This window comes from Paenibacillus provencensis, assembly GCF_042678545.1.
Taxonomy (GTDB): Bacteria; Bacillota; Bacilli; order Paenibacillales; family Paenibacillaceae; genus Paenibacillus; species Paenibacillus provencensis.
In genome coordinates, this window is sequence record NZ_JBHTKX010000005.1 from 184258 (window position 1) to 209194 (window position 24937).

The 24937-nt window shown below is 46.1% G+C and carries 20 protein-coding genes, 2 tRNA genes and 1 other annotated feature (1 of these 23 cut by a window edge); of the genes, 21 read left to right on the forward strand and 1 reads right to left on the reverse strand.

What is annotated here, in order from left to right:
• Positions 1 to 37: 37 nt before the first annotated feature.
• Positions 38 to 331: a DUF4870 domain-containing protein gene (locus ACFQ3J_RS22700; RefSeq protein WP_091161000.1), complete on the reverse strand. Its 294-nt coding sequence runs from the start codon at positions 329 to 331 to the stop codon at positions 38 to 40.
• Between the two features lie 141 nt (positions 332 to 472).
• Here ACFQ3J_RS22700 and ACFQ3J_RS22705 point away from each other — a divergent pair.
• The 21 genes from ACFQ3J_RS22705 to ACFQ3J_RS22805 all read left to right on the forward strand — a co-directional run bounded on the left by ACFQ3J_RS22705 (position 473) and on the right by ACFQ3J_RS22805 (position 24512).
• Positions 473 to 546: transfer RNA gene (locus ACFQ3J_RS22705), tRNA-Arg, on the forward strand.
• Between the two features lie 325 nt (positions 547 to 871).
• Positions 872 to 945: transfer RNA gene (locus ACFQ3J_RS22710), tRNA-Arg, on the forward strand.
• Positions 946 to 1243: 298 nt separating this feature from the next.
• Positions 1244 to 2176: a hypothetical protein gene (locus ACFQ3J_RS22715; RefSeq protein WP_091160998.1), complete on the forward strand. Its 933-nt coding sequence runs from the start codon at positions 1244 to 1246 to the stop codon at positions 2174 to 2176.
• Between the two features lie 129 nt (positions 2177 to 2305).
• Positions 2306 to 3637 (forward strand): trigger factor, encoded by a 1332-nt coding sequence (tig, locus tag ACFQ3J_RS22720; protein WP_251584142.1) that lies wholly within the window; start codon positions 2306 to 2308, stop codon positions 3635 to 3637.
• A 375-nt stretch (positions 3638 to 4012) separates the two neighbouring features.
• Complete coding sequence (gene clpP, locus ACFQ3J_RS22725) at positions 4013 to 4603, forward strand: ATP-dependent Clp endopeptidase proteolytic subunit ClpP (RefSeq protein WP_091161783.1); 591 nt, start codon at positions 4013 to 4015, stop codon at positions 4601 to 4603.
• A gap of 12 nt (positions 4604 to 4615) precedes the next feature.
• Entirely contained in the window at positions 4616 to 5869 is a 1254-nt protein-coding gene (gene clpX / locus ACFQ3J_RS22730) for an ATP-dependent protease ATP-binding subunit ClpX (RefSeq protein WP_091161781.1), read from the forward strand.
• Positions 5870 to 5970: 101 nt separating this feature from the next.
• Complete coding sequence (gene ispG / locus ACFQ3J_RS22735) at positions 5971 to 7068, forward strand: flavodoxin-dependent (E)-4-hydroxy-3-methylbut-2-enyl-diphosphate synthase (protein WP_091161779.1); 1098 nt, start codon at positions 5971 to 5973, stop codon at positions 7066 to 7068.
• Positions 7069 to 7281: 213 nt separating this feature from the next.
• Positions 7282 to 9021, forward strand: coding sequence for an ATP-dependent protease LonB (gene lonB / locus ACFQ3J_RS22740; protein WP_091161778.1), 1740 nt, complete (start codon positions 7282 to 7284; stop codon positions 9019 to 9021).
• Between the two features lie 87 nt (positions 9022 to 9108).
• Positions 9109 to 11448 carry an endopeptidase La gene (gene lon / locus ACFQ3J_RS22745; RefSeq protein ID WP_091161776.1) on the forward strand — a complete coding sequence of 780 codons (2340 nt, stop codon included), beginning with the start codon at positions 9109 to 9111 and terminating at the stop codon, positions 11446 to 11448.
• A gap of 73 nt (positions 11449 to 11521) precedes the next feature.
• Positions 11522 to 12136: a ribosome biogenesis GTP-binding protein YihA/YsxC gene (gene yihA, locus ACFQ3J_RS22750; protein WP_251584143.1), complete on the forward strand. Its 615-nt coding sequence runs from the start codon at positions 11522 to 11524 to the stop codon at positions 12134 to 12136.
• Positions 12137 to 12411: 275 nt separating this feature from the next.
• Positions 12412 to 13002, forward strand: a complete 591-nt coding sequence (locus ACFQ3J_RS22755) for a non-ribosomal peptide synthetase module (protein WP_251584144.1) — start codon at positions 12412 to 12414, stop codon at positions 13000 to 13002.
• Between the two features lie 327 nt (positions 13003 to 13329).
• A complete protein-coding gene (speD, locus tag ACFQ3J_RS22760) occupies positions 13330 to 13728 on the forward strand; it encodes an adenosylmethionine decarboxylase (RefSeq protein WP_251584145.1) in 399 nt (132 codons plus the stop codon).
• A gap of 478 nt (positions 13729 to 14206) precedes the next feature.
• A complete protein-coding gene (gene hemA, locus ACFQ3J_RS22765; protein ID WP_251584146.1) occupies positions 14207 to 15592 on the forward strand; it encodes a glutamyl-tRNA reductase in 1386 nt (461 codons plus the stop codon).
• Positions 15593 to 15606: 14 nt separating this feature from the next.
• A complete protein-coding gene (gene ccsA / locus ACFQ3J_RS22770; protein ID WP_251584151.1) occupies positions 15607 to 16434 on the forward strand; it encodes a cytochrome c biogenesis protein CcsA in 828 nt (275 codons plus the stop codon).
• 5 nt (positions 16435 to 16439) lie between these two features.
• Positions 16440 to 17090: a precorrin-2 dehydrogenase/sirohydrochlorin ferrochelatase family protein gene (locus ACFQ3J_RS22775; RefSeq protein WP_251584153.1), complete on the forward strand. Its 651-nt coding sequence runs from the start codon at positions 16440 to 16442 to the stop codon at positions 17088 to 17090.
• A 6-nt stretch (positions 17091 to 17096) separates the two neighbouring features.
• A complete protein-coding gene (gene hemC / locus ACFQ3J_RS22780) occupies positions 17097 to 18047 on the forward strand; it encodes a hydroxymethylbilane synthase (protein WP_251584154.1) in 951 nt (316 codons plus the stop codon).
• Positions 18048 to 18051: 4 nt separating this feature from the next.
• Positions 18052 to 19599, forward strand: coding sequence for a uroporphyrinogen-III C-methyltransferase (gene cobA / locus ACFQ3J_RS22785; RefSeq protein ID WP_091161763.1), 1548 nt, complete (start codon positions 18052 to 18054; stop codon positions 19597 to 19599).
• Between the two features lie 45 nt (positions 19600 to 19644).
• Complete coding sequence (gene hemB, locus ACFQ3J_RS22790; protein WP_251584155.1) at positions 19645 to 20646, forward strand: porphobilinogen synthase; 1002 nt, start codon at positions 19645 to 19647, stop codon at positions 20644 to 20646.
• A 61-nt stretch (positions 20647 to 20707) separates the two neighbouring features.
• Positions 20708 to 22012 carry a glutamate-1-semialdehyde 2,1-aminomutase gene (gene hemL / locus ACFQ3J_RS22795; RefSeq protein WP_251584158.1) on the forward strand — a complete coding sequence of 435 codons (1305 nt, stop codon included), beginning with the start codon at positions 20708 to 20710 and terminating at the stop codon, positions 22010 to 22012.
• Positions 22009 to 22908 (forward strand): RluA family pseudouridine synthase, encoded by a 900-nt coding sequence (locus ACFQ3J_RS22800; RefSeq protein WP_379294079.1) that lies wholly within the window; start codon positions 22009 to 22011, stop codon positions 22906 to 22908. Before hemL ends, ACFQ3J_RS22800 begins: the two co-directional genes overlap by 4 nt.
• A gap of 152 nt (positions 22909 to 23060) precedes the next feature.
• Complete coding sequence (locus ACFQ3J_RS22805) at positions 23061 to 24512, forward strand: LysM peptidoglycan-binding domain-containing protein (RefSeq protein ID WP_251584161.1); 1452 nt, start codon at positions 23061 to 23063, stop codon at positions 24510 to 24512.
• A 149-nt stretch (positions 24513 to 24661) separates the two neighbouring features.
• Positions 24662 to 24937, forward strand: a binding site (T-box leader); it runs 5 nt beyond the window's last position.

Consider the following 24937-nt stretch of genomic DNA (forward strand, 5'->3'; position numbering starts at 1 on the left):
TGAGAGGCTGGTTTTTGATCTGTATTGCTTGTAGTTTTCAAGCTGTTTCTCTTAATGATTTAATGCCTTGATAGATGTTGTAAATAAACGTACCGAAATAGATGACAAAAAACACAATGATGTATCCTATGATCGAAGCAGGATGGTCTGCGGTGAACAGAAAATATATCAGTGGAATAGCTGCAACGAAAGGGAATACATGTGAGAATAATGCGCGTCTCGCATGTTTGGTTATGTAATCGTCTTTGGCCACTATCCATACGATTAATGGAAACAGGAAGGGTGCAAAAAAGATACTGAAATAACTAAGGGAAGATAACAGCTGTCTCATGAAATAACGCTCCTTTTGAAATTTCCTAATATTTAAATCATATTACCCTTCACAGCATGTGATGATACATAAAAAATACTTTGACAATTACAGATTATACGATATAATAAATATCGCACTGTGAAAATAAGTACATAACTTGTCCCAGTAGCTCAGCAGGATAGAGCAACGGCCTTCTAAGCCGTCGGTCGGGGGTTCGAATCCCTCCTGGGACGTATATAAGAGAGACATCCGTGAGGATGTCTCTCTTTTTCGTCCATGGGATGAGAACCCCAACTGGGGTTCGTTGAAGCATAAGCATCGATAGCATGGGCATCGCAGTCAGCCGCACGGCTGTACCCCGAATGGGACGGTTGAAGACATCTGTAAAGGTGTCTTTTTTACGTACGTAGGAATGAGAACCCCAACTGGGGGTTCGGAAGCATTCACATCGATAGCATGGGCATCGCAGTCAGCCACAAAGGCACCTAAATAAAATCTTACAAATACCGCTTGCTATCATTACATATATATGATACGATATATCTTGCGCTTGAATTTGTCCCAGTAGCTCAGCAGGATAGAGCAACGGCCTTCTAAGCCGTCGGTCGGGGGTTCGAATCCCTCCTGGGACGTACATAAGAGAGACATCCGTGAGGATGTCTTTTTTTTTGCGTCCAAGGGGATGGGAACATAAGATGGGGGTTCTTCGAAGCATAAGCTTCTATAGCATCGGCATCGTAGTCAGCCGAAAGACTGTATTTTTTGATGCTATATATGCCTAATCCCAATGAATTAAGCAAAAAGATGTTTTTTTTAGGCTGGATTCGGTTATGTTAATATATTAGAGCTATACACGGATATGTAGTTTCTATATAATCAACAAGTCGATTTATAGTTGTCGTTAAACCGGATAGAGAGGAGGCAGTCATAATGAGCGATACGAACTCCCAAACCAAAGAGAAAAATATTGTTCTCTTCCCGAAGACGCTGGATTACTATCAGATTCAGCTTACCGTAATGCTAGAGAATGAGCGCTATACGGAAGCGATGAGTTTGCTTGAGTTCCTGCTTCAATGCGAAGGGCAGGAGAAACGGAATCATGAAGAATGGGAAGCATTGCTGGACTGGCTGCGCGCAGCTTTCCCTCAATATATAGATCGTGATCAAAGAGAAGACAGACGAAGTGACGAAGATTTGGAAGAGAGCGAAGAGGATTTTGCTCGTCAAAATGCCAGAAATAAAATGGCGGAAGATGGAGCATATGCAGATAAGCTGCTAAGAACGGTAATGGAAGAACCACTGAGCGAGCAGACGATGCTGGCATTGGATCAGCTAGCCTATATCGAAACTCCGGGTATTGATCAGTCTTTGTGCGAATGGCTTCAGCAGCGTAAGCTGCATCCGCTGCTTCAATTTCGAGTGCTGCAGACATTGCGAAAAAGAGGATCGCAGGCAACCGTCTCTCTAACACGAGGGTCGGAAAAAGTGGAGGTTGAAGTGGAATCTATTCCATTGAGGCCGGATGAATTTCCGTTTCCTATCATTCGTGTGCTCGAGCTGGTGGCCGATCAGACGGAAGTACATGAACCTACCTTATTTTATTTTGCTCAGGAACTCTGGTCTCAATATGTCATGGCTGTATATGGCACGAGCGACTATCGTTCTATGCTTGAAGGTGATGATTCGACACTCGATATATGGGCTGCAGCGCTCCATGCAGCAGTCGCTGAGAGTCTGGGTGGATCACTGGACGAGGAAGAGATCAGAAGGGTTTATGAGATCACGAGTGAAGTTAGATTTAGGTTCGAGCAGGCGTACCGATCGATTAAACGATTTGTATCCGGCGGATTGGATGTGAAATAGTCGAAAACTTCCTTTTGACGGCTACAAGGGTTTACCCTTGAAATTGCATTTAATGTTGTTTATACTAAAATGGTTATTTTGTACGCGCTTGACATGGTGAACATGTGAAATTTGGAGGGGAAAGCATAAATGAAAGCAACTTGGGAAAAAATAGAGAAGAACCTTGGGGTTCTTGAAGTTGAAGTAGACGCAGATCGTGTAGCTGCTGCTCTCGACAAGGCTTTTAATAAAGTCGTTAGACAAATAAATGTACCTGGATTCCGTAAAGGTAAAGTGCCTCGCTCGATCTTCGAAGCTCGTTTCGGCGTTGAGAGCCTGTACCAAGACGCAATTGATATCCTTCTTCCTGAAGTTTACACGGAAGCTGTTGACCAAACAGAAATCTTCCCTGTTGAACAACCAGAAGTGGACATCGATCAATTCGCTAAAGGTGAAACTTTCAAATTCAAAGCAAAAGTTGTTGTTAAACCTGAAGCTAAACTTGGCGAGTACAAAGGACTTGAAGTTCCTAAGGCGAACACAGAAGTTTCCGAAGAAGAACTGACAGCTGAGCTTGAGCGTCTGCAACAACGTCATGCTGAGCTGGTAGTCATCGAAGAAGGTACAGCGGAGTCCGGCGATATCGCTGTAATCGATTATGAAGGTTCTGTTGATGGGGAATTGTTCGATGGTGGACAAGCAGAGCGTCACTCCCTGGAACTGGGTTCCAACACATTTATCCCTGGCTTTGAAGAACAAGTCATCGGTCTTTCAACTGGCGACAACAAGGATGTTGAAGTGACATTCCCTGAGGAATATCATGCAGCAGAGCTTGCTGGCAAGAAAGCCATCTTCAAAGTGAAAGTACACGAAATCAAACGCAAAGTGCTTCCTGCAATCGACGATGAGTTTGCTAAAGACGTAAGTGAATTCGATACTCTTGCTGAGTACAAAGAAGATCTTACGAAGCAGCTGTCTGAGCGCAAAGCAGAAGAAGCAAAAGCAAACCAAGAGAATGTTGTTGTTGAGAAAGCGGCTGCTAACGCAGAAGTTGAAATTCCACAAGGAATGGTTAACACCGAAGTACGCAACATGATGCGTGACTTTGACAACCGCCTTCGTCAACAAGGCATGAACCTTGAAATGTTCATGAGCTTCTCCGGTCAAACAGAAGCAGATCTTCAAAACCAAATGAAGGGCGATGCTGAAAAACGCGTACGCAACAACCTGGTTCTTGAAGCAATCGGTAAGCAAGAGAACATTGAAGTATCCGATGAGGATATTAACGAAGAGCTGAACAACATGGCGGCTTCCTTCAGACGTACTCCAGAAGAGATTCGTCAAATTCTCGAAAGCAACGGTTCTTTCGACAGCCTTCGTGAAGAAGCTCTGCTTCGCAAAACGATCGACTTCCTTCTTGCAAACAGCGTAGAAGTTAACGCTCCAGCTGAGGAAGCTGCTGTAGAAGCAACAGAAGAATAATATTACACATTACGTTAGAAATATAACAGATAAGGCACGTAAGGTATTTTACTAAACGTGCCTTATTTCTTCTCTTCTATATCCATTTTATAGTTAAATATACTATTAAATGGTAATGCGTGAGCTGTCGTGATATTTTAACTGTACCTTCCATATACTTGAGTTATAGGTCTTGACTCCATAGGATGGAAGTCCGATTTGCACATACATAAAAAAAATGGTTAAATATGATCAAGCTTTCTCTTCAGCAGCTATTGGCTGAGAAAAGCAGTCATAAATGACATTGAACAGGGAACATGATAAAATTAAGACTGATATTTATTTAACCCTGATTGATGTGGCAGTAAGATTCTATAATGGAGAAGAGGTCGGAACATGAATCTCGTGCCTATGGTTGTTGAACAAACCAATCGCGGTGAACGTTCTTACGATATATATTCAAGACTACTGAAGGATCGTATTATCTTTCTGAGCGGTGCAATAGATGATGATGTGGCCAACAGCGTTATTGCTCAGCTCTTATTCTTGTCTGCAGAGGATCCGGAGAAGGATATCAGTTTATATATCAATTCGCCAGGTGGTTCTGTTACAGCAGGGTTGGGTATATATGATACAATGCAATTTATTAAGCCAGACGTTTCAACCATCTGCGTAGGGATGGCTGCCAGCATGGGCTCACTTCTGCTCACTGCGGGTGCACCTGGCAAGCGCTATGCGCTGGAGAACAGTGAAGTTATGATACATCAGCCGCTTGGCGGGATCCAAGGTCAGGCATCCGATATTCAAATTCACGCCGACTGGATTATTAAAACGCGTCAGAAGCTTAATCAGATCTATGTGGAGCGTACGGGTCAACCCCTTGATAAAATCGAGCGTGATACGGACCGCGACTATTTTATGAGTGCGGAAGAAGCTTTAGAATACCGTATCATTGACCAAGTACTCACCAGACCGATTAATTCTTAAAGGGGTGGTTAGATGTTTAAATTTAACGATGAGAAAGGACAGCTTAAATGTTCTTTCTGTGGTAAATCCCAGGAACAGGTTCGTAAGCTTGTGGCTGGACCAGGGGTATATATTTGTGACGAATGCATCGAGCTATGTGCAGAGATTGTAGAGGAAGAGCTCGGTCATGATGAAGAGATTGATCTGAAGGATATTCCAAAACCGATGCAGATTCGTGATATTTTGGATCAATATGTTATCGGTCAGGAACAAGCGAAGAAATCGCTGTCTGTTGCTGTATATAATCATTACAAGCGCATTAATACACAGAGCAAAATTGACGATGTGGAAATGTCGAAGAGTAACATTTTGCTATTGGGACCAACGGGTTCAGGTAAAACGCTCTTAGCTCAAACCATGGCGAAGATTTTGAACGTTCCATTTGCGATTGCAGACGCGACCTCGCTTACAGAAGCAGGATACGTAGGTGAAGACGTTGAGAACATTCTGCTCAAGCTCATTCAAGCTGCCGATTATGATGTAGAAAAGGCAGAACGCGGCATTATTTATATCGATGAGATTGATAAAGTAGCACGTAAGTCGGAGAACCCATCGATTACTCGCGACGTTTCCGGTGAAGGCGTACAGCAGGCCCTCCTCAAAATTCTAGAGGGTACGGTTGCTTCTGTTCCACCGCAAGGCGGACGTAAGCACCCTCATCAGGAATTCATTCAAATCGATACGACGAATATTTTGTTCATCTGTGGCGGTGCCTTTGACGGACTCGAGCAAATGATCAAACGCCGTATCGGCAAAAAAGTGATCGGATTCAACTCTTCTGCTGAGCAGAAGGATCTGAAGCCGGGTGAGTACCTTGGAATGGTTCTTCCAGAGGACTTGCTGAAATTCGGTCTCATTCCGGAGTTTGTTGGACGTCTTCCGGTCATCTCTACATTGGAGCCGCTTGATGAGGCTACCCTTGTTCGTATTTTGTCTGAGCCGAAGAATGCTTTGGTTAAGCAGTATACGAAGATGCTGGAGCTGGACAACGTAACTCTCGAATTTGAGAAGGAAGCACTCGAAGCGATCGCTCGGGAAGCGATCAAGCGTAATACGGGTGCCCGTGGACTTCGTGCCATCATTGAGGGCCTTCTGCTGGATGTGATGTATGAAATTCCTTCTCGTGAGGATATTACGAAGTGTGTAATTACGAAACAGGTTGTTGAAGAGAAGACAGCACCTGAACTGCATGGTGAGAAAGATAAGAAGCAAGAAGAGAGTGCCTAAATAAACAAGTCTTACTCCACTCGTAATGAGGTTTATTTATACTGGATTTTTCCAGGCCTCTAGCGGGTGGAGATTTGACGTTATGGGGAGAGACAGGAATCATGTTTTTAAGACAAGATACACGTCCCGTAAAAGTCGGCAACATTACCATTGGCGGAAGCAATGAAGTCATTATTCAAAGTATGTGTACAACGAAAACGGCTGATGTGGATGCAACGGTAGCTGAGATTTTGCGGCTTGAAGAAGCGGGATGCCAAATTGTTCGCGTAACGGTCAATAATGATGAAGCAGCAGAAGCGATTAAGGAAATTAAGAAGAGAATTCATATTCCGCTAGTCGCGGATATTCATTTTAATTATAAATTGGCTCTGAAGGCGATCGAGAATGGCATCGATAAGGTGCGGATTAACCCGGGTAACATCGGCAAACGCGAAAAAGTAGAGGCTGTTGTTAAAGCATGTAAGGAAAAAGGCATCCCGATCCGCATCGGCGTTAATGCTGGGTCGCTTGAGAATCACTTGCTTGAGAAATATGGATATCCGACAGCAGATGCAATGGTAGAAAGTGCTCTGTTCCATATCGGTATTCTGGAAGAGCTGGATTTCCATGATATTATCGTATCCTTGAAGGCATCTGACGTTCCGATGGCCATTGAGGCATATACTAAGGCTGCGCAGGTGATCCCATATCCACTGCATCTAGGGATTACAGAAGCGGGTACGTTGTTCTCAGGCACAATTAAGAGCTCGGCCGGGATGGGTGCTCTTCTTTCCATGGGAATTGGATCTACAATGCGGATTTCTTTAAGTGCGGATCCGGTTGAAGAGATCAAGGTTGCCCGTGAGCTTCTCAAAACCTTTGGTTTGATTACAAATGCCGCAACCCTGATTTCTTGTCCGACCTGCGGCCGTCTGGATATTGACCTGTTCTCGATTGCTAATGAAGTAGAGGATTATATTTCACAAATCAAAGTGCCGATCAAGGTTTCGGTGCTGGGTTGTGCGGTCAATGGTCCTGGTGAAGCGAGAGAAGCAGATATCGGGATTGCAGGGGCGCGCGGCGAAGGTCTTCTGTTCCGACATGGAGAGATGATCCGCAAAGTGCCTGAGGCCGAAATGGTTGAAGAGCTAAAGAAAGAAATCGACAAGATCGTAGAAGTATACGAAGCAACCGGCATTATTCCGGGACGCAAGCACTAATATCACTTTTATAAGGTCTGAATTTGATCATAACTGCTTCCTCATATAGGAAGCAGTTTTCTTTTTGTCTGAAGAACTGTCTCTGTTCATGTTTGGTGTTTAAATCTACAAGAGAACTTCTGTTTTCTACGTTTATGCCTGAGTGAAAAGGCTATACTACCATGTATCGAACTTTTTGTGGTAAGAGCGTAAAGAACAGGAGGGACACCTAATATGGGTACTGAATTAACCATTATTGTCATGTTAATCAATTTGTTTTTCGGAGTCGTGATCGGGCTCTATTTCTGGAATATGCTGCGTGGACAAAGAAACAACAAAAGTGCGGTGGAGCGAGAGTCTCGCAAGGAATTGGACAAACTGAGAAAGCTGCGCTCCATATCGCTGACCAAACCGCTTGCGGAGAAGACGCGTCCTGCCAAGATGGAGGATATTGTCGGTCAAAAAGACGGGCTTCGTGCGATGAAGGCGGCACTGTGCAGTGCAAATCCTCAGCACGTTATCGTTTATGGACCGCCAGGGGTAGGTAAAACAGCGGCAGCGAGGGTCATATTGGAGGAAGCCAAAAAAAATCCGGCCTCTCCGTTCAAAGCAGATGCTAAATTTACGGAGATTGATGCGACGACCGCCAGGTTCGATGAGCGCGGAATTGCAGATCCTTTGATCGGCTCTGTTCATGATCCGATATACCAAGGCGCAGGGGCGATGGGAGTTGCCGGTATTCCTCAGCCTAAACCAGGGGCAGTTACGAAAGCGCACGGTGGGATTTTATTTGTCGATGAAATTGGAGAGCTTCATACGATTCAGATGAACAAGCTGCTCAAAGTGTTAGAGGATCGTAAAGTTATTTTGGAAAGTGCATACTATAATTCCGAAGATACGCATACTCCTGCTTATATCCACGATATATTTCAAAACGGTCTGCCGGCTGATTTCCGTTTGGTAGGGGCAACCACCCGTTCACCTCACGAAATTCCTCCGGCTCTTCGTTCCCGGTGCATGGAGATATTCTTTCGAGCGCTGCTGCCTGAGGAGATTGGACAAATTGCAGAAGATGCAATTAGCAAAATTGGCTTTGGAGCTAATCCGGAAGCAGTGGAGGTCGTAAAAAGATATGCCACCAATGGACGTGAAGCGGTTAATATCGTGCAGCTCGCGGCAGGACTTGCACTGACTGAGAATCGGGATGAACTCCGTGCTTCAGATCTCGAATGGGTCGCCAGCAGCAGCCAGATTCAACCGAGACCCGACAGGAAAGTGCCAAGTCTTCCTCAAGTGGGCTTTGTCAATGGTCTTGCGGTATACGGACCTAACATGGGGGCGCTGCTTGAGATTGAAGTGTCAGCGGTACCTGTAATGAAGGGAAAAGGAGTATATAACATCACAGGGGTTGTAGACGAAGAGGAGATTGGCGGAGGATCAAGAACGCTACGGCGGAAGAGCATGGCCAAAGGTTCAGTGGAAAATGTAATCACTGTACTCAGATCAATGGGTCTTGAGCCTTCTAACTATGATCTTCATATTAATTTCCCTGGAGGTACACCAATAGACGGTCCTTCTGCGGGAATTGCCATGGCAACAGCTATTGCTTCTGCAATCAAGGGGATTCCCGTCCATCATGAGCTGGCGATGACAGGTGAAATCAGCATTCATGGAAAAGTAAAACCGATCGGCGGTGTGCTGGCCAAGGTAGAGGCTGCTTTTCAGGCTGGAGCCAAGACCGTTATTATCCCCGCAGACAACTGGCAGACCATTTTTGAGGATTTGAATGGTCTTAAGGTTATTCCTGTGGAATCCGTGGATGAAGTATTCGAGCATGTCTTTGGCAAAGAGCTGATGATGGACAATGAAGAGAAGGCATCACCTGCGCCCGAGCTATTTCCCCAATCTTCTCCTTCGATATTGCATGCGGATATGAATCGGGGCGGAACGATGAATAGTACAGAAAGCATGTGAAGACTTCTCCTTCATTGGTTTTTTATGTGAACATTTGATAGAATAATGAATGATAACAACCTGAGAGCCATTGGAGGTGTGAAAGCGATGGGGCAGAGCAAAGCCAAAGTTCGTCGTTTTCCTTTACTGCCTTTAAGAGGACTTCTCGTCTATCCGAGCATGGTGCTTCATCTCGACGTGGGCAGGGAGAAATCCGTCAAGGCTTTGGAAAAAGCGATGGTAGAAGAACATCTGATTCTCCTGTGTTCTCAATCTGACGTAAATATAGAAGATCCTACACGTGAAGATATTTATCGGATCGGTACAGTGGCGAAGGTCAGACAAATGCTGAAGCTTCCTAATGGAACCATTCGTGTCCTCGTGGAAGGACTTGAACGTGCAGAGATAACAGAGTATACAGATCATGACGAGTTCTATGAAGTGCTGGCGGTGGAACTGCCGGAGGAAGATGCGGACCACCCTGAGACAGATGCATTAATGCGGACGGTTCTCAGCCAGTTTGAAAATTATATAAATTTATCTAAGAAAGTAACACCAGAGACTCTTGCAGCTGTATCTGATATTGAAGAGCCAGGGCGTCTTGCCGATGTAATAACGAGTCACTTGTCGCTGAAGATCAAGGACAAACAAGAAATTCTGGAGACTGTAGATGTTAAACAGCGGCTTGAGAAGCTGCTGGATATTTTGAACAATGAGCGTGAGGTCCTTGAGCTGGAACGTAAGATTAACCAGCGGGTCAAGAAGCAGATGGAGAAGACCCAGAAGGAGTACTATCTTCGCGAGCAAATGAAGGCGATTCAGAAGGAGCTTGGGGAGAAGGAAGGGCGTGCCGGGGAAGTTGAAGAGCTTCGTACTGGAGCAGCAGAGTTGTCACTCCCTGACAAAGTCCGCGAGAAAGTCGAGAAGGAAATTGATCGGCTTGAGAAAATGCCTGCCAGCTCAGCAGAGGGAGGCGTTATCCGCAATTATGTGGATTGGCTGTTAGCTCTGCCGTGGAGTCGCAGGACTGAAGATGATCTGGATATTCATGCGGCTGAAGAAGTGCTGGATGCAGATCATTACGGTCTAGAGAAGCCGAAGGAGCGCGTGCTTGAATATCTGGCTGTCCAAAAGCTGGTGAAGAAGCTGAAAGGGCCGATTCTTTGTCTTGTAGGCCCTCCAGGGGTTGGTAAGACATCACTTGCGCGTTCTATTGCAAAATCGCTTGGTCGTGAATTTGTGCGCATCTCCTTGGGCGGTGTTAGAGACGAAGCGGAGATTCGCGGACATCGAAGAACGTATGTCGGTGCCATGCCTGGCCGAATCATTCAAGGGATGAAGACCGCAGGTTCACTGAATCCTGTGTTTTTACTGGATGAGATCGACAAGATGGCTTCTGATTTCCGTGGAGATCCTTCCTCGGCTCTGCTTGAAGTGCTTGATCCTGAACAGAACAATACGTTCAGTGACCATTTTGTAGAGCTTCCCTTTGACCTGTCAAACGTGATGTTTGTTACCACGGCTAATACGATTCATAGTATTCCGCGTCCACTCCTCGATCGGATGGAAGTGCTTAACATTCCAGGATACACGGAGCTGGAGAAGCTGCAGATCGCAAGCCGCTATTTGCTGCCGAAGCAGATCACAGAGCATGGATTGACAGATGAACAGATGGAAGTACAGCAGGATGCTCTCTTGAAGGTCATTCGAGAATACACGAGAGAATCTGGAGTGAGAAATCTGGAGCAGCAGATGGCTTCCTTATGCCGCAAAGCTGCGAAGAAGATTGTATCCGGTCATACGGACAAGATCGTTATTGCTCCGGACGATGTGAAGGAATATTTAGGTCCGCAGAAATTCCGTTACGGTGTTGCCGAGCTTGAGGATCAGATCGGGACGGTTACAGGTCTTGCTTGGACAGAAGTCGGTGGTGAGACACTGGTGATCGAAGTGACCGTTGTTCCAGGCACCGGCAAGCTTACCTTGACCGGTAAACTGGGGGATGTCATGAAGGAATCCGCGCAAGCAGCCTTCAGCTATACTCGTTCCAAAGCAGAGGATCTTGGAATCGCACCTGACTTCCACGAGAAGAACGATATTCACATCCATATTCCGGAAGGTGCAATCCCGAAAGACGGACCTTCTGCCGGAATTACAATGGCAACCGCGCTGATATCCGCTCTGACCAACCGTTATGTGTCCAAGGATGTGGCGATGACAGGTGAGATTACACTCCGCGGACGGGTTCTCCCGATTGGCGGTCTTAAGGAGAAATCACTTGCGGCACATCGTGCAGGATATAAGAAAATTTTGCTCCCCAAGGATAATGAACGGGATCTAAGAGATATACCGGACAGTGTACGAGAAGATGTTGAATTCGTACCTGTTGCACACATGGATCAAGTGCTTCACCACGCACTGGTCGAACAACAGACAGGTGTGCACTAGATTAGCCACTGATGCATCAATGAGAGCTTCGTTAATTCATTGCTGTGTTATGAAGAGAGGATAAATAACGATTATGAAAGTTACAAAATCCGAATTTATCATTAGTGCGGTCAGCCCTAGCCAATACCCTGAGGACGCCTTGCCGGAGATTGCTCTGGCAGGGCGTTCCAATGTGGGGAAATCTTCGCTGATCAATCGAATGATTAATCGTAAGAATTTAGCAAGAACGAGCTCAACCCCAGGCAAAACCCAGCAGCTTAATTATTACCGCATTAATGATGCACTTTATTTCGTGGATTTTCCAGGCTATGGGTATGCCAAAGTGTCGAAGACGCAGCGTGCACTCTTCGGTCAAATGATGGAGAAGTATTTGCTTGAACGAGAAGAACTAAAATTAGTGATGCAAATGATTGATATGCGTCATCCCCCTACGAAAGACGACATTATGATGTATGAATGGCTGAAGCACCATGGACTTCCCGTATGCGTCGTGACCACGAAGATGGATAAGATTCCTAAGACACGCAGAGCAAAGCATGCAAAGGTAATAAGAGATGCGATTGGTCTTCATCCTGAAGACAGCTTTGTCTCTTTTTCGTCGGAGGAAGGCCTCGGCAAGGATGAGCTGTGGGCTGTGATATCTCGTTATTCAGGGTTTTCAGAAGAGCAGCCGTCTGTAGGGGAGTAGTCTCAAGCATTTTTATCGAAAGCAGCGTGACAAGGCGATATTGCAGAACAATAGAGTTATCACGAACTTTCATGCAGAATAATGAGCTTTTTCCCTCTGAGATGAATAATTTCAAGTTTCTTCCTGATTTTTAATGATTTAAAGCAGAAATTCATTGTATGGCAGAAGGGCGGGCACCGCCTGTGGTAGTGTATAATGAAGCTAAGCAGTGAAAATTACGGTTTTAAATCGGTCTGACTACAGCGTGGTCGGGAAAGAATTGAGGAGATTTTTTTATGGCTCAGCGGTTAGCCACAGAATATGTTAAAGCCACTTTGAAATTAACAGAACCTCAGATGCAGCAGTTTTTAAAGATGGCTGAAGACAGCCAGTTTCAGCACCAACGAGTGAAGGTGCTGGGTAAGGGCGGACAGGATGTTGTACTTCGTGATGGTGCTGGAGAGGAAGTATATTTCCCATTTGATCGAGAAGATGGATTATATGTCTGTGAGTTGTCTTGCCGTCTGGTGAATCCTCAGCTGACGAGTATCGTACGCAAATTGTTTCTTGCTTTTAAGGGTGAAGGAATGGAAAACCGGTTGTATACTGGATTTACCATGATGTATTTTTATTCCCAAGGCTCTGTTCGCAAGATTATTGAAGTCAAACAAGACCAAGCTCGTATCGTATACGAATATAAGAATTCCTTGCAAGAGATTGAACAGCAATACCGATCACTTGAGGTTGAACAGAAGATTGTGCGTGTGAAGAACAACATCAATCATTTGCTTGATGCAAGAAACAGGGTATCTTGCCAGGAGGATATTCGTCATATTGATGAGCAGTTACGCATAGAAGCATTTATCCTATTTACTCTTGAAGCCTAGACATCGTGCTAGATCGAAACCATGGCCTGCTCCTTACGGAGTGGGCTTTTTATATATTCCAGCAAGGTTTCAGGTTAAAATTTATTTTTTGCGTGCTGTTCCACATGAAGGCCACAAAAAATATACTGTATTGCTCTTTGAAAAAACTGTTGCATTTGTAATGAATAGGTGTTATTTTTATTCTCGTTGAAAAGAATATAGGAACCAGGATTCACTCAGGACATTGTGTATGTTGCGAGAGATTTATCCCTCGGGAAGTGAATGACGTAGGTCCTAGCGGATGAAATTTTTTCAAACATTTTATTCCTAGGAAGGGGGAGCCGAAAGATGGAATATACAACTTTCGGAAGACACGTTGCTGTTGACACTTGGGGAGTAGACTTTGATCTGTTGAACAATGAGGATTTCTTGCAAGTACAGATGGTAGAAGCAGCGGAAGCTTGCGGTGCGACCATCCTGTCCGTGCAATCCAGACAGTTTGAACCTCAGGGAGCTACTGTGCTTGTCATGCTGTCTGAGAGCCATCTCTCGATTCATACGTACCCTGAAAGAGGTTTTGCCGCGATCGATTGTTATACTTGTGGAGAAGCGGTGGACCCGCAGCTTGCTGTTGACTACCTGGTATCCGTATTGAAGCCGGAGAAGATTTTTTCAAAGACATTAGTACGCGGAAACGGTGAATTAGAAGTCGTAGCACCTGTAAAACAGCAGATTGAGCTTGTATAATACACGGATTTATAATACGATACAAATATATAAAGAACCATGGAATTTCCATGGTTCTTTATATATTTTATGTAATAAAATAGAAATCCTCCTAGCTCTATTATGCGTTTGATTAGAACAAGTTTCAAATAAGTGTGGAGCGTATAAATAAATGAAGTGGTGGTAAAATTAAGTAGGCAATGTTTATGAAATGGGTTCAATAAGTTAAAAAGATGAGGATTTCATAAACATGTCATAAAAAGCATTAGGGCGAAACTGTACATATGTTATACTAAATACTGCTTATGGCTAACGGTTAATAGCACATTAATGTTATAGATTGAATCAATTCATAATACCCTTTAGCTTTTTTAATCAAGAATATATATAGATCAAAATGATTTTAGTTTGTCTATTTATAGTGTTAAATTTATTTTTTAATGAGTTATGAAATTGATTCGAGTATTTACGAATTTTTGTAGAGGCAGGTGAACTTGCAATGCACATCGTCGCAGTTGGGTTAAACTATCGCACAGCGCCTGTAGAAGTAAGGGAACGCTTTACATTTGACGAAAGAGACCTGCCATCAGCGCTCCGAGAGCTCAAGAAGACAAACAGTGTATTGGAAGGCGTCATCGTTGCTACATGCAACCGTACGGAAATGTATGTGGTGGTTGATCGTCTCCATATGTGCGGTTATTTTATACGCAGCTTCATGGAGCAATGGTTTGGTATTTCTCGCGAGGAGTTTACTCAACATCTATATATATATGAAGATGAACAGGCGATACGTCATCTATTTAGGGTAACCAGCGGACTGGACTCCATGGTGATTGGGGAAACTCAAATTCTAGGCCAGGTTAAGCACGCCTTCTTAACAGCTCAAGCCGAGAAGGCTACCGGAACATGGTTTAATACGCTGTTCAAGCATGCCATCTCCGTAGGCAAGAGAGCGCATAGCGAGACCTCAATTGGTGAAGCGGCGGTTTCTGTCAGCTATGCTGCTGTAGAGCTGGGTAAGCGTATCTTTGGCTCCTTTAATCATAAGAAGGTCATGATTCTGGGTGCAGGGAAGATGAGCGAACTCACGGTACAGCATCTGTATGCTAACGGCGCTGAAGAGGTAATTGTGGCTAATCGGACCTTCTCTCGCGCAGAAGAGCTGGCAGCCAAATTTGACGGAACCGCATGCACCATGGAGCAGGCGTTTACCCGTCTTCATGAAGTCGATATTTTGATCAGCTCAACAGGAGCGAAGGATTTCGTTATCTCGGCTGAAATGGTTAAAGACAGCATGAAGCGAAGAAAGGCACGTCCTCTATTCATGATCGATATTGCTGTGCCGCGGGATATAGATCCCGTGATCTCAGATTTCGCCAACGTCTTTTTATATGATATTGATGATCTTGAAGGTGTGGTTGAGACGAATCTGGAGATGCGCCGGATCGAGGCAGCGAAGATTGATTCCTTTATCGAGGAAGAGATTGTAGAGTTCAATCATTGGCTCAAAACATTGGGGGTTCGTCCTGTAATTAGAGCTTTGCAAGAAAAAGCAAACAGTGTGCATGAGGAAACACTGGAGAGCTTGTTTAACAAGCTGCCTGAGCTGGATGAGCGTCAACGTAAAGTGATTCGGAGACTGACGAAGAGTATGCTTAATCAAATGACGCATGAGCCCATTAATCGTATAAAAGAAATAGCAGTGGATAAGAATGCTGAAGATGTATTATCGATGTTCACTACCCTGTTTGGTCTTGAGAAAGAGCCGGAAGACAAGGAAGAGTCTTCTGTGCCATCAAGAGTGAATATGAAGCCGGCCACGGAGCCTGGTCGTGAGGTAGAGCAAGCACCTTCACGGATTGCATATGTTCCAGTGAGCCTGTAAGGCAGGTGTAAGAAGTGTCTACAGTAGATACGATTCACACTATGCTGATTTATATTTATGCCCTGAGCCTTCTGTTTTATTTCTCGGATTGCATTCGACGCAATACGAGTGCGAAGCGGATGGGCACAGGGCTTCTTGTTGTCGTGTTCCTGATGCAGCTAATGTACTTGATTCTAAGCACCGTTGATCTGGGACATATTCCGATATATTCGATGTATGATTTTGTATTTCTATTCACGTTTAGTATTGTCATCACCTCTCTAATCATGACGAGATTCAGGAAATCGGAATATATCGTTTTCCTACTGAATGTTGTCGGTTTCAGTGCTTTGGTGCTCAGTGATTTTTGGCTTGCCCCCATCGTGAATCCTAAGCTCAATTGGCAGACTGTACATGGGCTTCTTGTCATGCACATCGCTCTTGCTAATCTGGGGTTTGCTGCATTGACGCTCGCTGCTGTATTTGCTGCGATCTATCTATTTCTGCATTTCAGACTTAAATCGAAGCAATGGGGCGACACGATGCGGCGCATGCCGAGTCTTGAAATGCTCTATATGTACATGAACAAGTCAAGCTCAATCGGGACCCCGATGCTAGGTGTTTCGGTCATGCTTGCCGTATTATCGATTATGGCAGAGAAGCGCTGGCCATTATTACTCGATGCCAAAGTCCTCTCTACGTTAATTGCATTATGTATCTATTTAGGGTACTTCATTTCAAAACGATATAATGGTCATGCCCCCCATGTTATGGCACGGTGGACGCTTATAGGATATGTATTTGTTATCATTAGTTTTATCAGTAATGCTTGGTCTGTATTTCACCGCTGGACAGGAGAGTGAAGTAAATGGAGCAAGCTTATGTCCCGATATGGCTTGATTGCTCTGGTCGTACTGTCATTGTTATTGGCGGTGGTCCAGTGGCTGAGCGTAAGGTTAGTGGACTTCTTAATTCAGGAGCAAACATTACGATCATCAGTCCCACGATGACCGAGAGACTTCTTCAGCTGGCTCAGCAGGGAGAAGTCTCCTGGATTCAAAGGCCCTACCGTCAGGGAGACCTGAGAGGGGCTTTTCTTGTATATACAGCTACGAATCAAGCGGATATCAACCAACAGGTGGTTAAGGAAGCGAAAGAGACCGGCGTTTTGGTGAATAGCGCAGATGAGCCGCGCACAGGTGATTTTATTACACCGAGTGTCCTGCGCCGAGGCAGGCTGGCCATCGCTGTGTCAGCTTCGGGGTCAAGTCCAGGAGCTGTAGCACAAATTAAGAAACAGCTGGAGCAAGATTATGGTGATGAGTACAGTATGTACTTTGATTTTTTGCATCATATTCGTCAACTCATCCTGCTCCGTATTCAGGACCCAGTCCGGAGAAGACATCTGCTTCAAAAAGTATTAGAGTTAGACATATTAGCGGAAATTAGAAATGGACATTATGAATTATGGTCCGATGAACGGATAAATAAATGGATTGCAGACAATCAGGAGGGGTAATTAACAATGCGAACGATTGTAGTAGGAAGCAGACAAAGCGCACTGGCTCTAACACAGACAGGGCATGTCATTGATGATTTGAAGAACCTATGCAAGCATCACGGGCTTCCCTTTGATTTTGAGGTCAAGAAGATTGTAACTAAGGGCGATCAAATTCTGGATGTCACTTTATCCAAAGTCGGGGGCAAGGGGCTGTTCGTAAAAGAAATTGAGCAGGCCATGATGAACGGCGAGATTGACATGGCTGTACATAGCATGAAGGATATGCCATCTGTGCTTCCTGAACCATTGACTACCGGTGCAGTGCCGAGCCGGAAGGATCCAAGAGATGCATTAATATCCAGAACCGGATCCTCACTGGATGAGCTGCCCCAAGGCGCAAAAGTTGGGACGAGCAGTTTGCGCAGAGCGTCTCAGCTCAAAGCCTACCGTCCCGACTTTCAAATTGAATGGATTCGAGGCAATATTGACTCCAGACTCCGCAAGCTTGAGACAGAAGGCTTTGATGCCATCATTCTCGCTGCCGCGGGGCTTTCTCGAATGGGATGGGAAGATCGGATAACGGCTTATTTGTCTCCGGACACTTGTCTGCCAGCGGTAGGACAAGGCGCGCTCGGTATTGAATGCAGGAAGGATGACCAGGAACTCCTTCATTTACTCAGTTTATACAATGATCCGGAGACGGCAATCCCGGTTGCAGCTGAACGGAGATTTCTAAATGTGTTGAACGGAGGCTGTCAAGTACCCATTGGGGCGTATGCAACTTGGGCTTCTCAGCAAGGAGAGGCTGGTGATAAGCAGCTTATCCAGCTAACGGGTATGGTTGGCACACCGGATGGATCGACAGTGCTTAAAGAGACGCTCATTGGGAGCGATCCTGAACGTCTTGGGGAGGAAGTTGCTGAACGCTTGATTCAAAAAGGCGCAGAGAAGATACTGGCAGATGTAAGGGGATGAGGAAATGGCAGGAAAGGTATATCTCGTGGGTGCGGGACCGGGTAACGCAAAGCTTATTACAGTAAAAGGCTGGGAGTGTATTCAGAAGGCAGATGCGGTAGTCTATGATCGCCTAGCCAGTCCTAGACTGCTTCGGATTATGAAGCCTGGAGCTGCCAAAATCTATGTCGGCAAAAAAACAAACCGTCACACAATGAAGCAGGAGGATATCAATCAGCTGCTTGTCGATCTCGCTCATGAAGGCAAAACAGTCGTTCGTTTAAAAGGCGGGGACCCGACCATTTTTGGAAGGGTCGGTGAGGAGGCGGAGCTGCTTCGGCAACATGATATCCCGTTTGAGATCGTGCCAGGAGTTACCTCTGCGATCAGTGTACCAGCCTATGCCGGTATTCCTGTCACACATCGGGATTATGCATCATCCATTTCGATTATTACGGGACATGAGAGTCCTGATAAGCTAAATAGAGCGATTTATTGGGACAAGGTAACGAACGCTACAGGAACTCTGGTATTTATGATGGGGGTTGCGAATATCGGCTATATCAGTAAGCAGCTGATAGATCATGGCAGACCCAAGGATACGCCTGTGGCGCTGATTCGCTGGGGAACTTGGGCAGAGCAGGATACACTAGTGGGCACGCTTGAGGATATTGAGCACAAGGTCCAGGAGCACGGATTCCGTCCGCCCGGCGTCATTGTTGTTGGCGATGTGGTCAAGCAGCGTGAACGGCTGCAATGGGCTGAATTAATGCCTCTCTTCGGCAAAAGAATACTTGTGACAAGGGCAAGAAGTCAGGCAAGCGAGCTTGTTTCGCGGATTGAGGAATTGGGTGGAGAGCCTTATGAGCTGCCTGTTATTGAAACGGTTCCTGTACAAACGGATCATCATAGGGAGCAAATAGCAGAAGCGCTAGATCAGTTAGAGCAGTATGACTGGGTCATATTTACGAGTGTGAATGGAGTAGAGCATTTCTTTAGAGCGATGGAGGAGCAGAAGAAAGATATACGCTCACTCTATCGTGCAAGAATTGTGGCCATTGGTCCGTCGACGAAGAAAGTGCTTCGTGACAAAGGCATTTTGGCGGAGCAGGTCCAAGGTTCTTATCAGCAGGAAGGACTGATGGATACCTTTGATGCCGAGCTGCTCCCAGGACAAAAGGTGCTGTTGCCCTCAGGTAACCTAGCTCGTCCTTGGCTCTCCGAGAAACTAAGGGAGAAGGGGCTTGAAGTAAACAGCGTCAGTGTATATGAAACGGTCATTCCTGAGGAGCAGGATGATGAGCTGATTGGACTCTTGCAAAAGGGAAAAGTCTACGCTGTCACGTTCACCAGCTCTTCAACGGTGACTCATCTCCTGACGCTATTAGAACGGATGGGATATGAACAGCCTGCTTCTTTATTTAAAAATGTTCACGTAGCCTGCATCGGCCCTGTTACTGCAGAAACGGCAACAAGTTCTGGACTCCATGTCAGCATCGTTTCAGAAGAGGCAACAGTTGAGAGCTTGGCTGATGCGCTGTGTCATATTAACGAAGATGTTCATGTTGTTTAGATTTAAGATACGAGTTAGACGAACTAGAGAAAGGGGTTATTCACAATGGGATTTCCAATCGTAAGGCATCGCAGATTACGGCAATCGGCCGCTATTCGCAGTATGGTGCGTGAAACACATTTGAATGTTAGTGATTTTATACAACCGATTTATGTTACATACGGTACAGGGGTTAAACAAGAAATTTCGTCTATGCCGGGAGTGTACCGTTTTTCACTCGATACGCTGAAAGAGGAAGTGCAGGAGATTGCTGAACTTGGCATTCCGGCTGTGCTTCTGTTTGGGATTCCAGATACGAAGGATGCAGTAGGCTCTTCCGCGTATGCCGAGAATGGAATTGTGCAGGAAGCGACCAGGCTCATCAAATCCTGGTATCCAGATTTGCTCGTGATCGCTGATACCTGTCTATGCGAATTCACGGATCACGGTCATTGCGGCATGATTCATACCCATGAGCGGGATGGTCATGTATGCGTGGATGTTCTGAATGATGAATCACTTGAGCTTCTGGTTAAGACCGCTGTGTCCCAGGCTGAAGCAGGGGCTGATATTATTGCACCATCCAACATGATGGACGGTTTCGTAGGTGCGATTCGTGCAGGACTTGATGAAGCAGGATTCTCTCACATTCCAATTATGTCTTACTCGGTGAAATACGCTTCTGGCTTCTACGGACCTTTTCGCGAGGCAGCAGATTCGGCACCTCAGTATGGTGATCGCAAAGCTTACCAGATGGATCCGGCTAATGCAAGGGAAGCGCTGCGTGAAGCAGAGACGGATGTTCTTGAAGGAGCAGATATGCTGATGGTGAAGCCTTCTTTATCTTACCTGGACATAATGCGCACAATTAAGGACCAGTTTGATCTGCCGCTGGTAGCATATAACGTTAGCGGTGAATATGCAATGGTCAAGGCCGCGGCAATCAACGGCTGGATTGATGAAGAGAAGGTGGCCATGGAAATCCTGCTCAGCATGAAGCGTGCAGGAGCGGATATGATTATTACGTATTACGGCAAAGACGCAGCCCGCTGGCTGTCAGTACGTTGATTATTTAGAAGAGCTACACTATTGCATATAAAATTGGATAACAGAGGAGAGAGGTTTGAGAATGAGTGAACAGATTCGTCAGCCGCGCCGGGAGGAACGTTCCCGTACCGCTTTTGAAGAAGCAAAACAATATATGCCTGGCGGTGTGAATAGTCCGGTACGTGCATTTAAATCTGTAGGTTTAACTCCTGTTTACGCAGACCATGGTATAGGTTCTAGAATCTATGATATTGATGGTAATTCTTTTATTGATTACGTGGCTTCTTGGGGCCCCCTTATAATGGGACATGCCCACCCGGAAGTGATATCCGCGATCCAGGAGACGGCTGTAAAGGGAACAAGTTTTGGCGCGCCGACACTGATTGAGACGGAAATGGCCAAGCTGGTATGCGAGCGCGTACCATCGATCGATGTTGTTCGTATGGTGAACTCGGGCACGGAAGCCACGATGAGCGCGATCAGACTTGCTCGTGGGGCAACAGGCAGAAGCAAAATTCTGAAATTTGAAGGCTCCTACCATGGACACGCTGACAGCTTGCTGATCAAGGCAGGTTCTGGTGTAGCCACTCTTGGACTTCCGGACAGCCCCGGTGTACCTGAAGGAGTCGCTGCCAACACCATTACGGTTCCTTACAATGATCTGGAATCGGTTCGCTTGGCCTTTGATAAATTTGGGGAACAGATTGCTGCGATCATCGTAGAGCCTGTGGCAGGCAACATGGGCGTTGTGCCGCCAGCTGCGGGATTCCTTGAAGGGCTGCGCCGGATTACCATAGATTACGGCAGCCTGCTTATTTTTGACGAGGTCATGACAGGCTTCCGGGTAGGACTTCATAGCGCACAAGGCCGGTTCGGAGTAATCCCGGATTTGACATGTCTCGGCAAGGTCATTGGCGGCGGCTTGCCTGTTGGCGCATATGGCGGCAGACGAGACCTTATGGAGCAGGTAGCTCCGGTCGGCCCAATCTATCAAGCAGGTACACTCAGCGGTAATCCGCTGGCCATGGCAGCAGGTTATACGACACTTAAGCTTCTTAACGAAGAAGTATACACTCGTCTCGAAGAGCTGGGCGCTAGGCTTGCTGCCGGCTTTGAGAAGAATGCGAAGGAGCTGGGCGTTCCTGTAACGATCAATAGGGTCGGATCGATGGTATGTCCATTCTTTACAGATCAAGAAGTCACGAATTATGACGTTGCCAAATCAAGCAATTTGGATCATTTCCGAGCTTACTTTGGCCATATGCTTCAGGAAGGAATCAGCGTAGCCCCTTCTCAATTCGAGGGGATGTTCATCTCCGGGGTGCATAGTGTCCAGGATATCGATGATACGATTGAAGCGAATTATAATGCGCTGAAGGCTTTATGATGAAATATAAGAAAAGAGGAGACTGGGCTGAGCTGATGCCAGGCAAAAAAGTGCTCTCCCAGGATGATCGGAGTATGGCCGCCGAGAAGTGGCTGCTTGAGGAACTGGGTATGCCCGAGAAGCTCTTGCACGAGCTTAGAGCTAATAGCGGTATTCAACTTGCAGGGGACCGGCTTCGGCTGGCCCTTTTTCCTCCTGCACCGTATGGAATTACACCGCGATATGTAGGGCTGGATGTGCTGTATGAGGATGATTTTTGTCTTGTTGTAAACAAGCCGGTAGGCATGCCAATTCATCCAGATGGAAGTGAGCGTCAGGACGGAATAGTGACACTTGATCATGCGGTGGCTGGATATTACCAGGCAAGCGGGCTTGAGGTCGCGGTGAAACATATCCATCGGCTGGATGTGGATACGTCAGGTCCGGTGCTGTATGCGAAGAACCGCTATGCAGAGCTTAAGCTGAATGCCATGATGCAGCTTAAGCAGATTGAGCGCAAATATGTCGCTATCGTTCACGGAATCGTAGCACAAAATAAAGAGACGATGGACTTGCCGATCGGTAAGGACAGGCATCACAAACAGAGAAGAAGAGTCTCCCCTACAGGTCAGCATGCCGTAACTCATATGGAGACATCAGAAAGACTAAGAGGAGCAACAGTGGTTCGGCTTCGTCTGGAGACAGGTAGAACGCATCAAATTCGGGTGCACCTCAGCCATTTGGAACATCCCTTGTTTGGCGATACGCTGTACGGCGGCATGAGAGAGGGAATTCGCAGACAGGCGCTACATGGAGAAGAGCTCAGCTTTCAGCACCCTTTTACGGGAGAGCTGCTTACAGTGATAGCCTCTTGGCCTCAGGATATGATTGATTTGTATGATTCGCTAAAAGTGTAAATAAAAATATGAATCCACGGATGAATGGTATGAGTCCTCTGACAGATGCATATACATGTACACGAGAAGCATCTTGAAATGACTTGTGTAACATGACGTAAAGCTATGAAAATCTCATGGTGAATATATGCTGTGAAAGGAGGACTAGCGCTATGTTAAACCCGCCGTATGGACTTCGGTTTGATATTTACGAGCGTGTTCATTTACCCGAGGATGTTCCTGCCATAAGTGAGCTGGATGAGATTGAATTGTATCCTCGCATACAGGTTGTCTCGGAGCAGGAGCACGCTGCGCTACGTGGACACTTACTGTTGTCCGGTATTTATCAAGGAGAGAACAATCAGCAGGAGGAGCTGTCTCATCAGATTCCTGTTGAGATTACGATTCCACTCAGCCGTGTCGCATCCATTGATGATATTGCAGTGGAGATTGAGAACTTCGACGTGGATCTCTTGTCGACGCGCAGTCTGAACATTACGGGCGTGCTCTCTTTGCGCGGAATTGAAGGAATTGGACCGGCAGAAGAAACCTCTGACTGGAATCCAGAGGAGTTTACGGTTGTTCATTCCAATTCAGGTGAGGAAGAGGCGCCAGCTAATCCACTGTATTCGGGATACAATCCGTATAATCGAGATCCATCCATTCCGGATTCAGAACAACAAGAAGCAATCCTGTCGGATGCGGAATCGGCAACTGAATTTCAATCTGAAACGGAAGCTGGAGCGTACTCACCTTCAAGGCCTTTTTTGCATACGCCATATGAGGCTTCCGTATCCGAGCCGACTACGACGGAGAATATTGATGCATGGTCACTGCCGTATGAAGCGGAGTCTGTCCATGATTCAGTGAATCGGGAAGAGGCTCAGCTACAGGAACCACACAATGCAATAGAGAGCGTAGATGAACAATATGACGAGGATGAAGAAGAGACGGATCGGGTACAAGATGACCCATCGAATCAATATGGTGAGCTCGCATCCGTTAATCAACAGCCGGAAGCATACTCATCTCCAGAGGTGTGGAGCTTTGAGCCTGCTGTAGTTGTAGGAGCAGACCGTGACGCAGCTCCTGCTGTGAACGCTGAGACAGATGCTGGCACAGCTCCTGATTTGATTGATGAGGCATCCGGCGATGGTGGTGAGGGGAATGAACTTGAGGCAGACTCCATTCCACGAGAGCAGGAAGCGCAGGAGGTCTTGCTCGAAGCAGATGTGCCGCAGCCTGATCCTTCCGAAGAGAAGCCTGAATTGAAGGTTGCCTTTGGAACCAAAAAATCGGGCGAAACATCAGCACAAGGCTCCTATGGAATTACTTCTCTCCTACAAAAGTCCAGGACTGCAGAAGAGGTCTTGCAGCTTGAACAGGAGTTTCCGATCGAACAGCGTGATGAAGAACCTGCAGAGGAAGTTCAATGGAAGAGTCTGTTTCTCGGAAGAGGCGCAGAGCAAACACCATTCAAGAAGGTTAGACTCTGTATCGTGCAGCGAGAAGAAACGCTTGAGACCATTGCAGACCGATATCAGCTCAGTACGCGTGAGTTGCAGCTATATAACCGTCTGTCCGAGCAATCGGTTGAGGAAGGCCAGGTATTGTATATTCCATAGGAGAGCTGGCATACAGGAGAGTTCCCGGTTTGAATCGGGGACTCTCTTTTTTTGTCATGAAAGGTCTAATGCCCGGTTGACGAATTGCACAAAAGAAATGTATGATGACTGTAGGATTGGGAATACAATGAATAACAACTGTAATTAATCTAACGACTTGGATCGGGAATAGTAGGCAGTGAAGCCCTTCAGAGAGTGGAATTGATATGGTGTGAAATTCCGCAGGATAGCGAGCTGTACCGAAGTCGCCCGTGAGTTGCCCTTTTGAACTTTCTTGTAGGATGAGGAAGCTAGAATGCGGCCGGTAGCAGCCGTTATCTGCCTAATGAAGTGTCATATCGAGTTATGTTTTCTCTTTACAAGTGAATTCTGACCTGCTCGGGTATGAAACAAAGGTGGTACCGCGAAAGAATGGCCTTTCGTCC

Bases quoted from the DNA above. Each gene is read 5' to 3' on its own strand.
- ACFQ3J_RS22700 (WP_091161000.1), bottom strand. From the start codon at position 331: ATGAGACAGCTGTTATCTTCCCTTAGTTATTTCAGTATCTTTTTTGCA.
- ACFQ3J_RS22775 (WP_251584153.1), top strand. From the start codon at position 16,440: ATGGAGCAAGCTTATGTCCCGATATGGCTTGATTGCTCTGGTCGTACT.
- ACFQ3J_RS22800 (WP_379294079.1), top strand. From the start codon at position 22,009: ATGATGAAATATAAGAAAAGAGGAGACTGGGCTGAGCTGATGCCAGGC.
- lon (WP_091161776.1), top strand. From the start codon at position 9,109: ATGGGGCAGAGCAAAGCCAAAGTTCGTCGTTTTCCTTTACTGCCTTTA.
- cobA (WP_091161763.1), top strand. From the start codon at position 18,052: ATGGCAGGAAAGGTATATCTCGTGGGTGCGGGACCGGGTAACGCAAAG.
- tig (WP_251584142.1), top strand. From the start codon at position 2,306: ATGAAAGCAACTTGGGAAAAAATAGAGAAGAACCTTGGGGTTCTTGAA.
- ACFQ3J_RS22805 (WP_251584161.1), top strand. From the start codon at position 23,061: ATGTTAAACCCGCCGTATGGACTTCGGTTTGATATTTACGAGCGTGTT.
- speD (WP_251584145.1), top strand. From the start codon at position 13,330: ATGGAATATACAACTTTCGGAAGACACGTTGCTGTTGACACTTGGGGA.
- ACFQ3J_RS22715 (WP_091160998.1), top strand. From the start codon at position 1,244: ATGAGCGATACGAACTCCCAAACCAAAGAGAAAAATATTGTTCTCTTC.
- ACFQ3J_RS22755 (WP_251584144.1), top strand. From the start codon at position 12,412: ATGGCTCAGCGGTTAGCCACAGAATATGTTAAAGCCACTTTGAAATTA.
- ispG (WP_091161779.1), top strand. From the start codon at position 5,971: ATGTTTTTAAGACAAGATACACGTCCCGTAAAAGTCGGCAACATTACC.
- lonB (WP_091161778.1), top strand. From the start codon at position 7,282: ATGGGTACTGAATTAACCATTATTGTCATGTTAATCAATTTGTTTTTC.
- hemC (WP_251584154.1), top strand. From the start codon at position 17,097: ATGCGAACGATTGTAGTAGGAAGCAGACAAAGCGCACTGGCTCTAACA.
- hemA (WP_251584146.1), top strand. From the start codon at position 14,207: ATGCACATCGTCGCAGTTGGGTTAAACTATCGCACAGCGCCTGTAGAA.
- hemB (WP_251584155.1), top strand. From the start codon at position 19,645: ATGGGATTTCCAATCGTAAGGCATCGCAGATTACGGCAATCGGCCGCT.
- yihA (WP_251584143.1), top strand. From the start codon at position 11,522: ATGAAAGTTACAAAATCCGAATTTATCATTAGTGCGGTCAGCCCTAGC.
- clpP (WP_091161783.1), top strand. From the start codon at position 4,013: ATGAATCTCGTGCCTATGGTTGTTGAACAAACCAATCGCGGTGAACGT.
- hemL (WP_251584158.1), top strand. From the start codon at position 20,708: ATGAGTGAACAGATTCGTCAGCCGCGCCGGGAGGAACGTTCCCGTACC.
- clpX (WP_091161781.1), top strand. From the start codon at position 4,616: ATGTTTAAATTTAACGATGAGAAAGGACAGCTTAAATGTTCTTTCTGT.